This window comes from Methanosarcina sp. UBA411, from assembly GCF_002495725.1.
Taxonomy (GTDB): domain Archaea; phylum Halobacteriota; class Methanosarcinia; order Methanosarcinales; family Methanosarcinaceae; genus Methanosarcina.
Genome location: NZ_DAGK01000031.1, coordinates 234,372 through 249,133, shown reverse-complemented (window position 1 = coordinate 249,133; position 14,762 = coordinate 234,372). Strand labels below are relative to the sequence as shown.

Here is a 14,762-nt window from a genome sequence, read left to right as displayed (position 1 = left end):
TAAAAATATTATGTATTATATATAAAACTATAATTTTAAATTCCCTTATAGCTTTTTAAAAATTTAAGTTTTTATAATTTGGGGTAAAGATTTTCTAATATTTATATTTGCAGAGATACTTTATCCAATATTTTCTATTTAATTATATAAATCCATATTTTAATTACTATTGAGGTGAAAAATAATATAACATGTAAATTAATAATATTAATAATCAATTACTGATCTAACTTTATGTTATTTACAGTAAATTTATATAATAGTTTTTCATATTTGACTTTAAAAAATTAATATTATAAGGATTATGAAGTAGTTCTAGTGTCATTAAAATTAAAAATTTTTGACATGTATGCAGTCCATTTTACATATAATATGAGGTATTCAGGGCCTTCAAATTGAGCGACAAAATACTTTGTGGGTAAGAATACCTATCTGCATAGCCTAGGAACAAAACCATGCTTTAAGAGTACAGTTCCGTAGAATCTCACATTAATCTTCCTGCCTTTAATGAAGAGGTGCCCATTGAAAAATATAATCCCACGTGCCAGATTTTATGCCGACAATGCAAATTTGTGGTGATGATAGTCTAGTTGTTCGAGCTTTCCAGCTATAATCCCATATTAATTCAACTGGCCATCGAAATTGTTGTCGATATAATAAGTGATAGCTCGAAAGAAGCACCCCTCAACCCCATCTCCTGAGTGGTTCGTATGAGAATCCACGAATAAACCCCCCAAATTCACTTTTTGATCTGGTGATTTTATGAAATTAGTAGTAATGATCCCTGCTTACAATGAAGAAAAAACAATTGCCTCTGTTATACAAGAAATTCCCCGCGACTGTTGTGAAGAGGTTAAAGTTCTTGTTATAAACGATGGTTCTATCGACAAGACAGTACAGGAAGCTGAAAAGGCAGGCGCAGATAAAATTATCAGCTTCAAAAAGAACAAAGGGCTTGCTCCTGCTTTCAGGACAGGCCTTCAGACAGCTCTTGAAATGGGTGCAGATATAATCGTAAACACCGATGGAGATGGGCAATACAACGGAAATGAGATCCGTAAACTCATAGAGCCTATCCTTGTAGGTAGAGCTGATTTTGTCCTGGGTTCTCGTACAAATGGTCGTATCGAATATATGCCAATCGAGAAGAAAATTGGCAATAGAATCGCAACCTTCATCACCAGAATTGTTTCAGGGTTTCCTGTCTCTGATGCTCAATCTGGTTTCAGAGCCTTTACCAGGGACTGTGCTTTACGCCTGAATGTCATGGCTGATTACACCTATGTCCAGGAAACCCTTATCCAAGCCTCTCACTACGGGCTTGTGATCGAAGAAGTCCCCATCGAATTCAGAAGAAGGGATGGACATTCCCGTCTCATCTCAAGTATCTGGAAATATGCCAAGAGGGCAGGAGGGACAATTGCGAGGGGTTACCGGGATTTCCATCCCCTCTCAACCTTTTTTGGTCTAGGTCTCTTCTTTGTTTTAGCAGGTCTTATTTTTGGGAGTAAGGTACTGCTTGCATATTTAGAAACAGGAGTAGTGGCAGGAAATTTGCCTTCAGCTGTGCTAACCGTATTGCTAATACTCATTGGAGTCTCCACAATGACTCTTGGAATTATAGCTGATATCCTGAAAACCCAGAGGAAGGTTCAGGACGAGATCTTGTATAGGTTGAAAAAAATAGAATATGAAAAATAAAATTTAATTTATTTACTAAAGTTGTTGGTTTTTATGGTTGATAAAATAAATGTTGGTATTATTGGAATGGGAAAAATGGGTATTTTGCATACGGGAATACTCAATAGTTTGAATGGTGCCAATGTAAAAGGGGTTGCAGAAAAACAGGATCTTATCTTAAAACCAATAAGGCAACTATTACCGTCCATTGGCACATATAATGATTATTTGGATATGATCAAAAAGGAAGATCTTGATCTGATATATATTACAACACCAACGTCATTCCACACAAACATTGCATTAGATTGTTTAGATCATAGTATACCCTTTTTCGTTGAGAAGCCTCTGGGTATTTCAGTTGATGATTGCAGGCCTTTGATAGAATCTGTCCGGAAAAAACCTGTAATAAATATGATTGGTTATTCAAAGCGCTTTGTGGACACCTTCAAAAAAGCAAAGGAAATTATAGACAGTGGTGTTCTTGGAGAGTTGATTTATTTTAATTCTAGTATGTACGTTTCTCAGTTATTCTCAAAAGGAAAAGGCTGGAGATACAAGAAAGAAGCAAGTGGTGGAGGCGTCTTGAGCACTCTTGCTGCGCATCTTGTAGACCTTCTTGTCTGGTTTTTTGGCGATGTATCTCTTGTTGAGGGTCACACAAAATCCTATTACTCAAAGGATGTGGAGGATTTTGTTCACGCTTATCTTCTCTTTGAAGGAGGATTGGGTGGATATCTGGACACATCATGGAGCGTCAGAAATTACAGGCTTCCTGAAATAAAAATAGAGGTTCACGGTGAAAAAGGAATGCTTGTAGTTACTGATGATTACGTAAAAATATATACCGATGAAGAAGCCAGATGGAAGAACTATTATAAGCAGGACCTTTACGCAGGGGTTGACTTTGACCTTGGTGGTCCTGAGTATACCAGAGAAGATAAACATATGATAGAATCAGTAAGCCAGAAGAAAGCTACAGGGCTCGATATATTTGAAGGGTTCAAAGTTCAGAAAGTTGTGGATGGGATCTATAAATCAGCATTGACTAATTCTGCAGTAGAGAGTGATGAATTATGAATATCGACCCTATTATTCTTGGTCACAATCAGTTCATAGGCGTGGATCATTTTTCTCAGGACCGTGCGAGGGACAGAGTGCAGCTTTTCAGTGATAATGAAAAAATCCTCAATGTTGTAAGGGATTTCTATGAACTTGGCGGAACCGGAATGATGCTCTCGACACATCCCAAAACGAGGTCGATACTGGAGACCATTGGCTCGGACCCGGTTTTGTCAAAGAATATGAATATGTATCCTCTAATCCCTTATGCCCAGGGCTATGTAAGAAAGGCTAATGAAATGGGTATTGTAGGAATGCTTAAAGACATCCTTGAACCCGCCAGCACCTCTACAAAACTTAAAATTCTGTTTAAAGGCGGAATGAATGTTTTTAATCAGGACTTCTTTAACATGCTTTCCACATTCATTGACGTCGAAATGCTTCCTTTTAATGGATTTAACGTAAAAGCGGTTTTCTTACACAACATTCTGACAGACCTTGCTCTTTCCATGGATTCACAAAAGGTCTTTGAATTCTTTATTGACCATATTAAAGAAAACTATAATGCAGTCCCTGCCTTTGGGACAATGAACTTCGCAAGGCTTGTGGAAAGCTTTGACGAGTGGGGTATAGAAAGACCTCTGGTCATGACTTCCTTTAATAAAGCCGGCTTCCAGATGAATCCTTCCAGAGAGGAATGTGAAAGATGCCTGCGTGACTACGATGTGGATGTACTGGCCATGAGCACACTGGCAGCAGGATACCTAAAGCCAAAAGAGGCTTATGAGTATCTATTTTCGTTACCTAACATTAAGTCGGCAGTTGTAGGAGTATCTTCAAAGGAACACGCAGAGGAAACCTTTGGTATCATTAAAGGGTATCTTGGGGAGCGGAAAGTGTGAAAATTTTAATTGATATTGCACATCCTGCTCATGTATATCAGTTCAAGAACACCATACAGATTTTAAGGGCTAAAGGCCACGAAATACTGATTACTTCAAGAAATAAAGAGATAACACTGGACTTATTAGATAAATTCGGTATGGATTACGTGGAGGTAGGGATATATAATTATGCACCTCTTCGCAAGGGGATTGAAATGCTTAAAATAGATTATAAATTGTATCATTTGGCAAGAAGATTCAATCCCGATCTTCTTATCGGTGGAGTTGGGAATGTATATGTGGCACATGTTTCTGCACTAATAAAAAAACCGTCAATATTATTCAACGACACAGAGCACGGAACTCTTCAGAATTTACTTTCTTTTCCCTTCGCCAAGGCAATATGCGTGCCTTCCTGCTACAAAAAGAGTCTTGGGAAAAAAGAAGTCCGTTATAATGGTTATCATGAACTTGCATATTTGCATCCAAATTACTTCAAACCCAACCCTGCAGTGCTCCATGAAATCGGGTTGAGTGGAGACGATCCTTTCATTGTCTTAAGATTTGTCTCTTGGGGTGCAAGTCACGACATTGGTCACAAAGGCTTAACGCTGGAAGACAAAAGAAATGCTGTAAAAGCTCTTGAAAAATATGGTCGAGTTCTTATAACTTCTGAAACTCCTCTTCCATCAGACTTTGAAAAGTATCGAATCAAAGTTTCACCTGAAAAAGTTCACGATCTATTATATTATGCAACTCTTCTTTACGGTGAAAGTGCGACAATGGCTTCAGAATGTGCTGTTCTGGGGACGCATGCTATCTTCTGTGATTATGCAGGTAGAGGGTATACCGATGAAGAGGAAGAAAAATATGGTCTTGTTTATAACTTTAAAAATGAAACGACAATGGGTAAGGAGTCCTTAGAAAAAGCGCTTGAATTGTTGGAAAATCCAAATTTAAAAAAAGATGGGATGAGAAAGAGAAAAGTTTTGTTGAAGGATAAAATTGACGTAACAAAGTTTATTGTAGATTTCGTGGAAACGTATTATTCTTAATTTTTTCTTTGGTGGTTCAATATGTTTAACAAACTTTTATTCATAGGTGCTCATCAGCTAGGAGACATACATTTTTATCCAACATACAAGAAAGCCCTTAAATCACAATGGATGCCTTATGAAGAATTGAAAAGGGATCAAGAGTCACAGCTTCGTAAATTAATCACTTTTTCTTATCGTAATGTGCCTTATTATCATAGGCTTTTTAAAAACCTAAATCTTCAACCAGATGATATCAAAAAAATAGAGGATTTAGAGAAATTGCCAGTTTTGACTAAAGATATTATTTTAAAAAACTATGATGATTTTAAACCTGTAAATCTAAACCGTATAAGATATATCGGCCATTCAACAGGTGGATCTACAGGAACTCCTCTTAAATATAGAGTTTCCACAAAAGACAGGTTTGTTGGAGGTGCGATGATTTATCGTGGGTGGAATTATGGGGGTTATGAATTAGGGGATAAAATGATCTTTTTAGCCGGGTCAGCTCTTGAAGTAGGTACTAAACCCTATCTTGTGACTAAATCTCATGAAATTGCGAGGAATCTTAAAAAACTTTCTTCTTTTGACATGAGTGAAGTTGAAATGAAAAATTACTTTAATATCGTTAATTCTTTTAAACCTCTATTTTTTAGGGGATATGCCTCAGCTTTTAACCTTTTTGCAAAATATGTGGATGAAAACAATTTGGATATTCGAAAACCTAATGCGATTTTTTCGACTTCAGAAAAACTTTATCCACCTATGAGGGAAAATATTGAGGATGTTTTTGATTGTCCAGTCTATGATAATTATGGGCTTTTCGATGGAGGTGTCAGTGCTCACGAATGTCCTGAGCATTGTGGTCTCCATATTGATACGGAAAGAAGCATTATGGAAATAGTCGATGACGAAGGTTCGCAACTTGAGAATGGTGTAGGAAACATCTTGGCAACCTCTCTTAATAATTATGCAATGCCTTTCATCCGGTATAGTACGGGAGACATGGGAGATCTTATGGATGATTCTTGTGCTTGTGGGCGAGGTTCTAGACTTTTAAAGGAAGTCCTTGGGCGAAGTGTCGATATCTTGTTCACTCCTGAAGGTAAACAAGTTCACGGTTGGTTTTTTCTCTATATATTCTGGGAATATTGTCAAGGTATAAAAGAGTATCAAGTTGTTCAAAAATCAATTAATGATATTGTCATAAAGTTAGTTGTAGATACTGATTTTAATGAAGATCAATTAAATAACATTCAGGAAATTATTCATAATAAAAGTGAAAATTGGAATGTTGAATTTAAGTTTGTTGATAAAATTGAAAAAACACTGTCCGGAAAATCTAAATTTATTGTAAATGAGATCAATAAATGAACTTTGGGTAATAAGGGTATAGACATTCAAGGTATATAAGGCTCGAAAACACTGAATGGAAACCTTTGGAGTAATTAATGAGTAAAGAAACTTTAGTAAATGTTTGAACTGTTGATAATCTTAATTTATAATATATAATTAATAATATATGGAAAGAAATAAAAGAGGTTACGAGTGATATATTTGTATCACTCATTATAGCTGATTTTATAATACACCTAATTTAATAATAATTTTTTCCATCTAATATCTTTGCGAAGTTGTCTTAAAATATTTGGATTTCCGTGATTTGAATCTAAGCATGGTGGTATTTTGGTAAGAATACAACAAATAACAGATACACGTCGTAAAGGAATTCTATTTTACATAAGCCATTTAGCTGATCATCTTACAAAAATAGACAACGCGTCTAATACTGTAGATATAAGTAATTGGACAGAAATTAACTTTGCAAAAAAACATGATCTCTCTAATTTTCACTTTTCAAATTCAACAAGAAGAATTTTATTAACGTTGCCTTTATTTTGCTCACGAGTAAAAATAATAACTGTCCATGATGTTATTCCAAGAACCAAAAATGTCCCTCTTCCCCTAACTAAATTAGTATATCGTTATTTAAATCTATTTTCAGATGCTTTTATTGTTCATTCTGAACATGCAAAAGCATTGTTACTCCTAACTGCACCTTTTGTTCCTGATGGATCAATATACGTTATCCCACATGGCTGTTCAATTTTAGAAGAATATGACATAAATATATTGAGATCTAAGTATGGATTTTCAAAAGATGAAATTATATTCACTATGATTGGTGCTTTAAAAAAAGCTAAGGGGCAAGTAGACGTTATTAAGACATTTTCCAAGCTAAGTTTAGAAAATAGTAAATTAGTGATAATTGGGAAAGCTGTTGATAATATTTCAAAAGCTGAACTTCAAAATTTAAATGATGAAAATATTGTTTATTTAGGATTTCTAGAAGACGAAGTAATGATGGATTATATCAAACTTTCCAACGCTTTGATCAGCTATAGGTTAGAATCAGTAGGTGATAGTAGTGGTCCCGTAGCAATTGCAGTAGGGGCGGGAAAACCAATTATATGCTCAAGTGTGGGAGCTTTACCAGAAATTGTTAATGATGCTGGAATGGTCGCTAAAGACTTGAATGAGTTAAAAGAGTGTATTGTTACTTTCTGTAATAATGAGCAAGTTAGAGCAGAACTTACGTCAAATGCAGAAATTAATAGGGAAAAGTACTCTTGGGAAAACATTTCAATGAAACAATTACAATTATACTCTCAATTGTTGTAACTAGTATCTTTTGATGTCGTTTTCATCAAAATATTTTCCTTTAGTCAGACTGGTCTGTTAAATTTAAATAATTTATATTTTCATAACTCCCAAAATAATATTAGTAAATAACTATACTACTTTAAAATCGAAGGTTTCGTTCATGCATGTTTTACATATACTGCCGTATGTTCCAAAACCAGTTAGTGGTTCTTCCGTAAGGGACTATAATCTAATTAAGTATTTTTCCGAGCTCGGTGTTACGTCACAAGTCGTTTGTAGCTTAGATTGCGATCTATCGACAGAAGAGATTTCATCTTTGGAAAAAGAATTAGGATCCAAAATATACGCTACAAAATCTCCAAATCTCACTAATTTCAAGAGAGCTAGTGTTTTATTATCACATCAAATGTATCCGCGTATTTACAGATATCATACCTCTAAAAATGTTAAGTTTATCTCATCAGTTTTACAAAAAGGAAATTTTGATATTGTCAATGTAAGCAATTTAGTCGTAGCTGGTCCTGCTCTTCAAGCTATTTCAGATGTTTCCTTTGAAGGATGTAAAGTTCTGTCGATGCATGATGTTGATTATTTGAGCTTTATAAACAGGATTAAACTCTTCAATAATCCTCTTGAACGAATAGCGCGAAAGTTGATAAGTGGAAATCTAAAAACCTATGAAATAAATACAATCTCCAAATTTGAACATTTACTTGTTACTTCAAAAATTGACAAAAACATATATCTCTCGCTTGGAGTTCTCTCAGATAATAAAATAACTGTAATTCCAAACGGAGTCGACTGTGGTTCTTTCAATCTAAATGACAACTTTGATACTTTTTTGGAACATCCAAATATCTTGTTTATGGGAAGTTTAAGTTACCAACCGAATATAGATGCAGTTCAGGTCTATATCGAAGAAATGCACTCTATTGTTAAAAATGAAATCCCTAATGTTAAATTTTACATTATAGGTGGTCATTGTCCTGAGTGGATTAAAGATTATTCTAAAAAAGATCCTTCTATATGTGTACTAGGGTTTGTAGATGACGTAAAACCATATATTTACAGTGCAGATGTGTGCATTGCTCCAATTAATGCAGGCTCTGGAACTCGTTTGAAGATTCTTGAATATATGGCAATGAGCAAACCAGTAGTATCAACTACTATCGGATCTGAAGGATTGGATGTCATTAATTCTCAAAATATTTTGATAACAGACGATTGGAATGAGTTTGCTTTTAATATTGTTAATTTAATTACTAATTATAATATTGCTAGAAAAATAGGCAACTCTGGTAGAGAATTAGTCGAAGAAAAATATGATTGGAAAAAAATCGCAAAAAAACAAGTATCTATATATGAGAAATTACTAAGAGAAACTCATGAAAAATATTAAATTCAAACATTTAGTTTGCTGTGGTTTTTTACGATCTTGTTTTCTGGATAATTAAAAATAAAAATTTTAAGAAATAATGTTAATCAGAGTTATAGTAAATCGTAAATTGAGAGTTTACTTCTTGTGAAACCTCGTGGAGAGAAGCATAAAACAAATATTAAGAAATTATGAAGAAATATTAGACTAATAGGAGAGTCAAATGAGATATAATAATTTATTACAAATAACGGATTTAAAGAGTAGAGATATCTTAGTGATAATATTTTCCCTCCAACTCTCCATATGGGGACTAATTATTTTAGATGCTCTCGGATTTTCTGTTCCAGGTATCAGGCAATTTGTCGGGTTAATCTACCTTCTATTTGTACCTGGGATTCTTATTCTTCAAATTCTTAACTTTGATAAATTGAACTTTATACAGATACTGTTGTACACTGTAGGAACTAGTGTCAGCACTCTAATGTTTATCGGATTTTTTATGAATCTTTTTTATCCAGCCGTTGGAATTTCGTATCCAATCTCAATCACTCCTTTAATAGCTACCATTAGTGCAATTGTTATCATATTATGTATTTTTTATTACTTCCATAACAAAAACATAAATCCTATTAATCCAAAAATAATTCATAGGTCAGATAAACTCTTGGTCCCAAGCTTATTTTTATTTATAATCCCTATCTTAAGTATTTTAGGCACTTATTATGTAAATTATATGGAGAATAACACATTACTGATGCTGATGATCTCACTTGTTGCAGTAACCATTTTATTAATCGGTTTTGATAAATTTATTCCTAAACAACTTTATCCATTGGCGATATGGTTAATTTCGATATCTTTAATTTTACACTATACATTAATTACAAATTATACAACTGTCCACGATGGTGAGTTTGGATCAGCTAAATTAGTTCTTGAAAATCATATCTGGAAGTGGAATGAATATGGAAATTATAACTCCATATTAAGTGTCACACTCTTACCCTCAATATTTTCTATTATTTGTAATATCGATTTAACATGGATTTATAAAATAGTATTTCCTATCTTCCTTTCTTTAATTCCTCTAGGAGTATATTGTATCTCTAGGATGTACCTAGATGAAAAAATGTCCTTTTTATCTGCATGTTTTTTTTTAATAAGTTCAGAATTTTTCATCACGTTGTCAGTCCTCATAAAGCAAACCATGGCTACATTTTTTTTGATACTACTATGTATGGCTTTATTAGATAAAAAAAGTAATAAATTTTCAATATCCCTTTTGTCAATAATATTTTCAATGTCTCTGATTGTTTCTCACTATGGTACAGCTTATCTTGTTCTGGGTTCATTTATTTTCCTTTTATTTATTTTGTTTCTTACAAAAGTTATTTCATATATATTTACAAGAGAAATTATTTCATCTCGACATTATAGCATAAAAATAACAACTTTTATAAAAAATCGTTTTAAAGATGAAGCAAGTAACATATCTTTTAACTTAATTTTACTATTATCTGTGTTTTCACTTTCATGGTACCTTTATATCTCGAACTCTTCTTTTTTACATTCAATTATATCTGTATTTCATAATATCTGGAAAACTTTACTCTCCGACTTTTTTAGCCCTGAATATTCTAGAGGGGCTTATATGTTAACTAAAAACTCCATAGGCTTGAGAGCAGTCAATAAGTATTTAAGACTAGGAGTTGTCATCCTTATTATAATTGGATTTTTTAAAGAAACACTTAACAGTAAAAAACCTAAGTTTGGCATCACTTATTTTTCCATTTCCATTTATTATCTTTTACTTCTCATTGCATCTGTAGCGATTCCTTATTTTTCAGTTATGTCTCCAGGAAGATTATATATCTTAGGATTATGTTTTTTGTCGCCATTATTTGTTATAGGTGGCTTACAACGTAATTTTGAAAACAAAAGTATTAAAATCTTATATGCGTTCGTTACAATACTGATGCTATTTAATACGCAATTTCTATATGTTTTGGCACAAGACTCTCCTACTTCTCTCTCTATTGGCCAAGAATATATCAAAAAATATGGAGATGAAGATGACAAAGCAACTTTTTATTCTAATATGATAACGGAATATGATATTTTGTCCTTAGAATGGTTGTCAAAATATGGATATAAAGATAAAGGATTATTTTTTACTGCTGGGTACACTCAGGTAGGGTCTGTTTATCATAACATGGGTTTTTTTCCAAAAAATAAAATGTATGGGGAGTACATTGATTGCTATAAAGAACTACGCAACTCTGATAAGTATAAGTATATCATGTTAATTTATGCAAACGTTGTAGAAGATATTGGATTTTCCACAGAAATGAACACCACTACTTTTAGTTATTTTAATTTCAGTGAATTTAAGCCAGTTTTAGAAAAAAGGAATAAAATTTATGACAATAGTGGATCTGAAATTTTATGGAACTAATTGATTCAAATCTTGTATTAAAGGTGAACTCGGTTTCAAATTCAGTGATAAAGTATTTTGTAGCAGAATTACTGTCTTAGTATTTTTTTCTCCTTCCTACATCTTCAAGTACAGTTTCTGTAAATTCGGAGGTAAAAATGTGTAAGAGGCTGTCTTAAAATTCAAACTATTCATACAATTGGATAATGGACAACGTTAACTTTAAAATTCATACCTTAATTTTTTTCAGCAATTCAGGTATGCATTGACCTTAGATATATGTAATCTCATAGGGACTTAAGCACTCGATGTATGAAATCAAATACATTAGGCATATAGTTAAAATTTACACTTTAGACATTTAACGATTTAATTCTACCGTTTTTTCAGTTTAAATGCATAAGCTCTATCCTATTGTAGAATCAAATTTAATTTTAAGATACGCTCTAAACTATACCTCAAATATTTTTATATTATTTATCTCATCTAATAATTATAAACTTAATTTTTACCTTTTTCAGGAAAATTATTGGTTTTCGAAAAAAATACTGCGGAATGTGGGGGTGAAGTCTTCCTAAATTGATAATTTTTTTCAATCCATCGAAAATGACGAAGTGCCAAAAATTTATTCTGCATTCATATGTAAGAATGTAAAATACAAGTCATAACACTCTACTCCCAAAATATTTCTTCAATATTATTCGGCTTCTTTGCACAATATCTGTCAATATATACTTATAGTCTCCTCTCCTTATGTCTAATACTCTTAAAGAATAATACATATATATTACAAATCCAAGGAGCTCTGTTATCAAAGTTGCAAATGCTGCGCCTAAAAGACTGTATCTTGGAATTAGAATCAGGTTGAGAGTAATGTTTATTAATGCTCCTAAACCTGTCCCAATAGTGACTATTCTTTGCTTATTTGTTGCATATAATAATGTGCTTGAAATATTACTTATACATATTACAAAAAATGCCCAGACAAGTATTTTTAACGATAAAGCAGAATTCGAATACTTATCTCCGTAAAATAAGTGAATGAATTGTTCTGAATAAACTGTAACAATACACGATATTATAAACCCTGAGATAAGAAGTATCAGAAATGATTGGATAAATATGTTTTTCAACTCATTTTTGGAAGTTATATAATATTTAGACATTGTAGGATAGCACGCATTGGCAATTGAAGTAGCTACTACTGCAGTTAAGCCATCAATAATATTGTAAGCAGCGTTGTACCAACCAACAACTGCGTCACCTTGCATTAGAGAAAGCATGACAGTATCAATTTTAAAGTAAATTATACCGAAAAGGAAAGTCAAACCGAAAGGAAGTGCCTCTTTTATTGAATCTTTCAGAAATTTGCGATCTATTTTAAATTGTGGAATCGTAAACTTTTTAATTATAATTATGTAAGCTATAATAAACGAAAGACTGCTAGACAATAAAAATGAAAATGCAATTTCGATTAGGCCACGTTTGAAATAAATTACACAAATCACAAGAAAAACTAAACTAATTTTTTCAATTACACGTACAAAGGTTTCATATTCCATTTTTTCATATGCTCTAAAAACTGATATTAGAAATTGGCCAAATGAACTGACAACCACATATATTCCAAATATATATACTGCTACTTTTGTATCTGATGGATAGTTCATCAAATTGATGATTATGTAAAGAAGTATCAACGCAATAAATGAAAAAAGAACTTTGGCTATTGAAAAATTTCCTATATACTTTCCTGCAAAATCCTTGTTTCTTGCAATCTCCCTTATTGTTAGGTTGTTGATTCCTAAATCTGAAATAACTGAAAAAAAAGACGTAAAGGCAATAGCAAAAGAATATTTCCCAAACCCTGCTTCTTGAAGATACCTCGCAATATAAATTGTTAACATAAATGCAAGAAATTTTGTGATAACTTCTGCTGAAGTTAAAAATACTGTGTTTTTAACTGCATTTTTTGTTGAACTCAAGTTATTCACCTATTTTTAAGACCTTAAATCATTCAACTTTTTCTGGCAGGCAAAACAGTTATAGATCTTGTTTATATCTTAAAAGTGGTTAGGTTATGACATGGACTCAGATTCCATAGGCTTGCACTTGGCGTATTTATGTACATCTTTTTTAAAACCCAAAACTCAAAAACTAAAAAGTTTTCAAGAGGCCTCTTGATGGAATTTTTACTTTTACTATCGTTCTCTTGGGAAAATATTGATATTGATCAAAAAATATACCCCATTTATTTTCGTACTATAATTATAAATTTTATTATAATGTATTATGCTGTAGATAACCGATTTTTTGCTTAAGTGTTTAAACTTTTATAATAAATATTTTATAGAAAGTTCTTTTGTAAAAATCAAAATTCTTACTTTGTATAACCTTATTTACAGTCTTTACTTTGATAAATCTTGTTTATTCTCTTTTTAATATACAGAAATTAATATTTTGGCTAATAAAAGGATATTTTTAGCCTGATATTTCATCCTCTTTGCAAATCTTCAAAGCTTACCTCCTCCCAGCAGTGCTTCATCTTAGCTTTCGAGAGGTTCAAAATCCATAACTTCATTTCGATTAATTGGGGTGACCATATCGTTTTCCATCATCATCTTTACAAGTTCTTCAAAGCTTACTTTCGGTTCCCATCCAAGCTTTTCTCTGGCTTTTGAAGAATCTGAAATTAACAGATCCACTTCGGCGGGACGGTAATATTTAGGATCCACTTCCACAAGCACTTTGCCTGTTGCCTTATCTTTTCCAACTTCGTTTACGCCTTCTCCTTCCCATTCAATTTCAATGCCTGCTTCCTTAAACGCAAGTTCCGTAAACTCTCTTACTGAGTGTGTTTCTCCGGTGCCTATAACATAATCTTCGGGTTTTTTTTGCTGGAGAATTCTCCACATAGCTTCTACATAGTCACCAGCAAAGCCCCAGTCGCGTTTTGCGTTCATGTTGCCTAGGTATAACTTATCCTGAAGACCTTTTACTATGTTTGAAATTGCAATTGTAATTTTTCGGGTTACGAAGGTTTCGCCTCTTCTTGGGGACTCGTGGTTAAAGAGGATGCCATTGCAGGCAAAAATATCATAGGCTTCACGGTAGTTTACTGTGATCCAGTAGGCATAGAGTTTGGCAACTCCATAGGGGCTTCTTGGGTAAAAAGGAGTAGTCTCTTTCTGGGGAATTTCCTGAACTTTTCCATAAAGTTCGCTTGTTGAAGCCTGGTAGAATCTTGTTTTCTTTTCAAGACCCAATATCCTGATTGCTTCGAGGAGTCGGAGGGTCCCTAGTGCATCGGAGTTTGCAGTGTATTCAGGAGTCTCAAAGGAAACCTGGACATGGCTTTGGGCTGCGAGATTATATATCTCGTCTGGCTTGATATCCCAAATCAGTTTGATGATATTTGGAGAATCCGTTAGGTCTCCATAGTGAAGATGGAAATCAGTTGCTTTCTGATTATTGTCTTTGAGCAGGTGATCTATACGAGCAGTGTTGCTTAGGGAGTTTCTGCGTTGCATTCCATGTACAATGTATCCTTTTTCCAGGAGCAGTTCTGCAAGATATGCTCCATCCTGTCCGGTAATTCCTGTAATTAATGCTACTTTTGGCAT

The 14,762-nt window shown here is 33.2% G+C and carries 10 protein-coding genes; 8 read left to right on the top strand and 2 right to left on the bottom strand.

Annotation, left to right across the window (positions count from 1 at the left end):
- Window positions 1-762 precede the first annotated feature (762 nt).
- The 8 genes from BP861_RS12240 (at window position 763) to BP861_RS12205 (ending at window position 11,160) form a co-directional block, all read left to right on the top strand.
- Window positions 763-1,701: a glycosyltransferase family 2 protein gene (locus tag BP861_RS12240; RefSeq protein WP_292375911.1), complete on the top strand. Its 939-nt coding sequence runs from the start codon at window positions 763-765 to the stop codon at window positions 1,699-1,701.
- Window positions 1,702-1,734: 33 nt separating this feature from the next.
- Entirely contained in the window at window positions 1,735-2,760 is a 1,026-nt protein-coding gene (locus tag BP861_RS12235; protein WP_292375909.1) for a Gfo/Idh/MocA family protein, read from the top strand.
- A complete protein-coding gene (locus BP861_RS12230) occupies window positions 2,757-3,644 on the top strand; it encodes a hypothetical protein (RefSeq protein ID WP_292375907.1) in 888 nt (295 codons plus the stop codon). Before BP861_RS12235 ends, BP861_RS12230 begins: the two co-directional genes overlap by 4 nt.
- Window positions 3,641-4,681 (top strand): DUF354 domain-containing protein, encoded by a 1,041-nt coding sequence (locus tag BP861_RS12225; protein ID WP_292375906.1) that lies wholly within the window; start codon window positions 3,641-3,643, stop codon window positions 4,679-4,681. The genes BP861_RS12230 and BP861_RS12225 overlap by 4 nt, the downstream gene beginning before the upstream one ends.
- 21 nt (window positions 4,682-4,702) lie before the next feature.
- Window positions 4,703-6,037, top strand: coding sequence for a phenylacetate--CoA ligase family protein (locus tag BP861_RS12220; protein ID WP_292375904.1), 1,335 nt, complete (start codon window positions 4,703-4,705; stop codon window positions 6,035-6,037).
- A gap of 312 nt (window positions 6,038-6,349) precedes the next feature.
- Window positions 6,350-7,345: a glycosyltransferase family 4 protein gene (locus BP861_RS12215; RefSeq protein WP_292375902.1), complete on the top strand. Its 996-nt coding sequence runs from the start codon at window positions 6,350-6,352 to the stop codon at window positions 7,343-7,345.
- A gap of 142 nt (window positions 7,346-7,487) precedes the next feature.
- Window positions 7,488-8,726: a glycosyltransferase family 4 protein gene (locus BP861_RS12210; protein WP_292375900.1), complete on the top strand. Its 1,239-nt coding sequence runs from the start codon at window positions 7,488-7,490 to the stop codon at window positions 8,724-8,726.
- Window positions 8,727-8,925: 199 nt separating this feature from the next.
- A complete protein-coding gene (locus BP861_RS12205) occupies window positions 8,926-11,160 on the top strand; it encodes a DUF2206 domain-containing protein (RefSeq protein ID WP_292375898.1) in 2,235 nt (744 codons plus the stop codon).
- Between the two features lie 641 nt (window positions 11,161-11,801).
- On the opposite strand, the gene BP861_RS12200 is transcribed toward BP861_RS12205, so the two are convergent.
- Window positions 11,802-13,124, bottom strand: a complete 1,323-nt coding sequence (locus BP861_RS12200; RefSeq protein ID WP_292375896.1) for a flippase — start codon at window positions 13,122-13,124, stop codon at window positions 11,802-11,804.
- Between the two features lie 561 nt (window positions 13,125-13,685).
- The gene (gene gmd / locus BP861_RS12195) at window positions 13,686-14,762 is read right to left on the bottom strand and encodes a GDP-mannose 4,6-dehydratase (RefSeq protein ID WP_292375894.1); all 1,077 of its coding nucleotides are present in this window, start codon (window positions 14,760-14,762) and stop codon (window positions 13,686-13,688) included.

Coding starts and splice junctions, on each gene's coding strand:
- BP861_RS12220 (WP_292375904.1), top strand. CDS start 4,703: ATGTTTAACAAACTTTTATTCATAGGTGCTCATCAGCTAGGAGACATA.
- BP861_RS12205 (WP_292375898.1), top strand. CDS start 8,926: ATGAGATATAATAATTTATTACAAATAACGGATTTAAAGAGTAGAGAT.
- BP861_RS12240 (WP_292375911.1), top strand. CDS start 763: ATGAAATTAGTAGTAATGATCCCTGCTTACAATGAAGAAAAAACAATT.
- BP861_RS12235 (WP_292375909.1), top strand. CDS start 1,735: ATGGTTGATAAAATAAATGTTGGTATTATTGGAATGGGAAAAATGGGT.
- BP861_RS12230 (WP_292375907.1), top strand. CDS start 2,757: ATGAATATCGACCCTATTATTCTTGGTCACAATCAGTTCATAGGCGTG.
- BP861_RS12210 (WP_292375900.1), top strand. CDS start 7,488: ATGCATGTTTTACATATACTGCCGTATGTTCCAAAACCAGTTAGTGGT.
- gmd (WP_292375894.1), bottom strand. CDS start 14,762: ATGCCAAAAGTAGCATTAATTACAGGAATTACCGGACAGGATGGAGCA.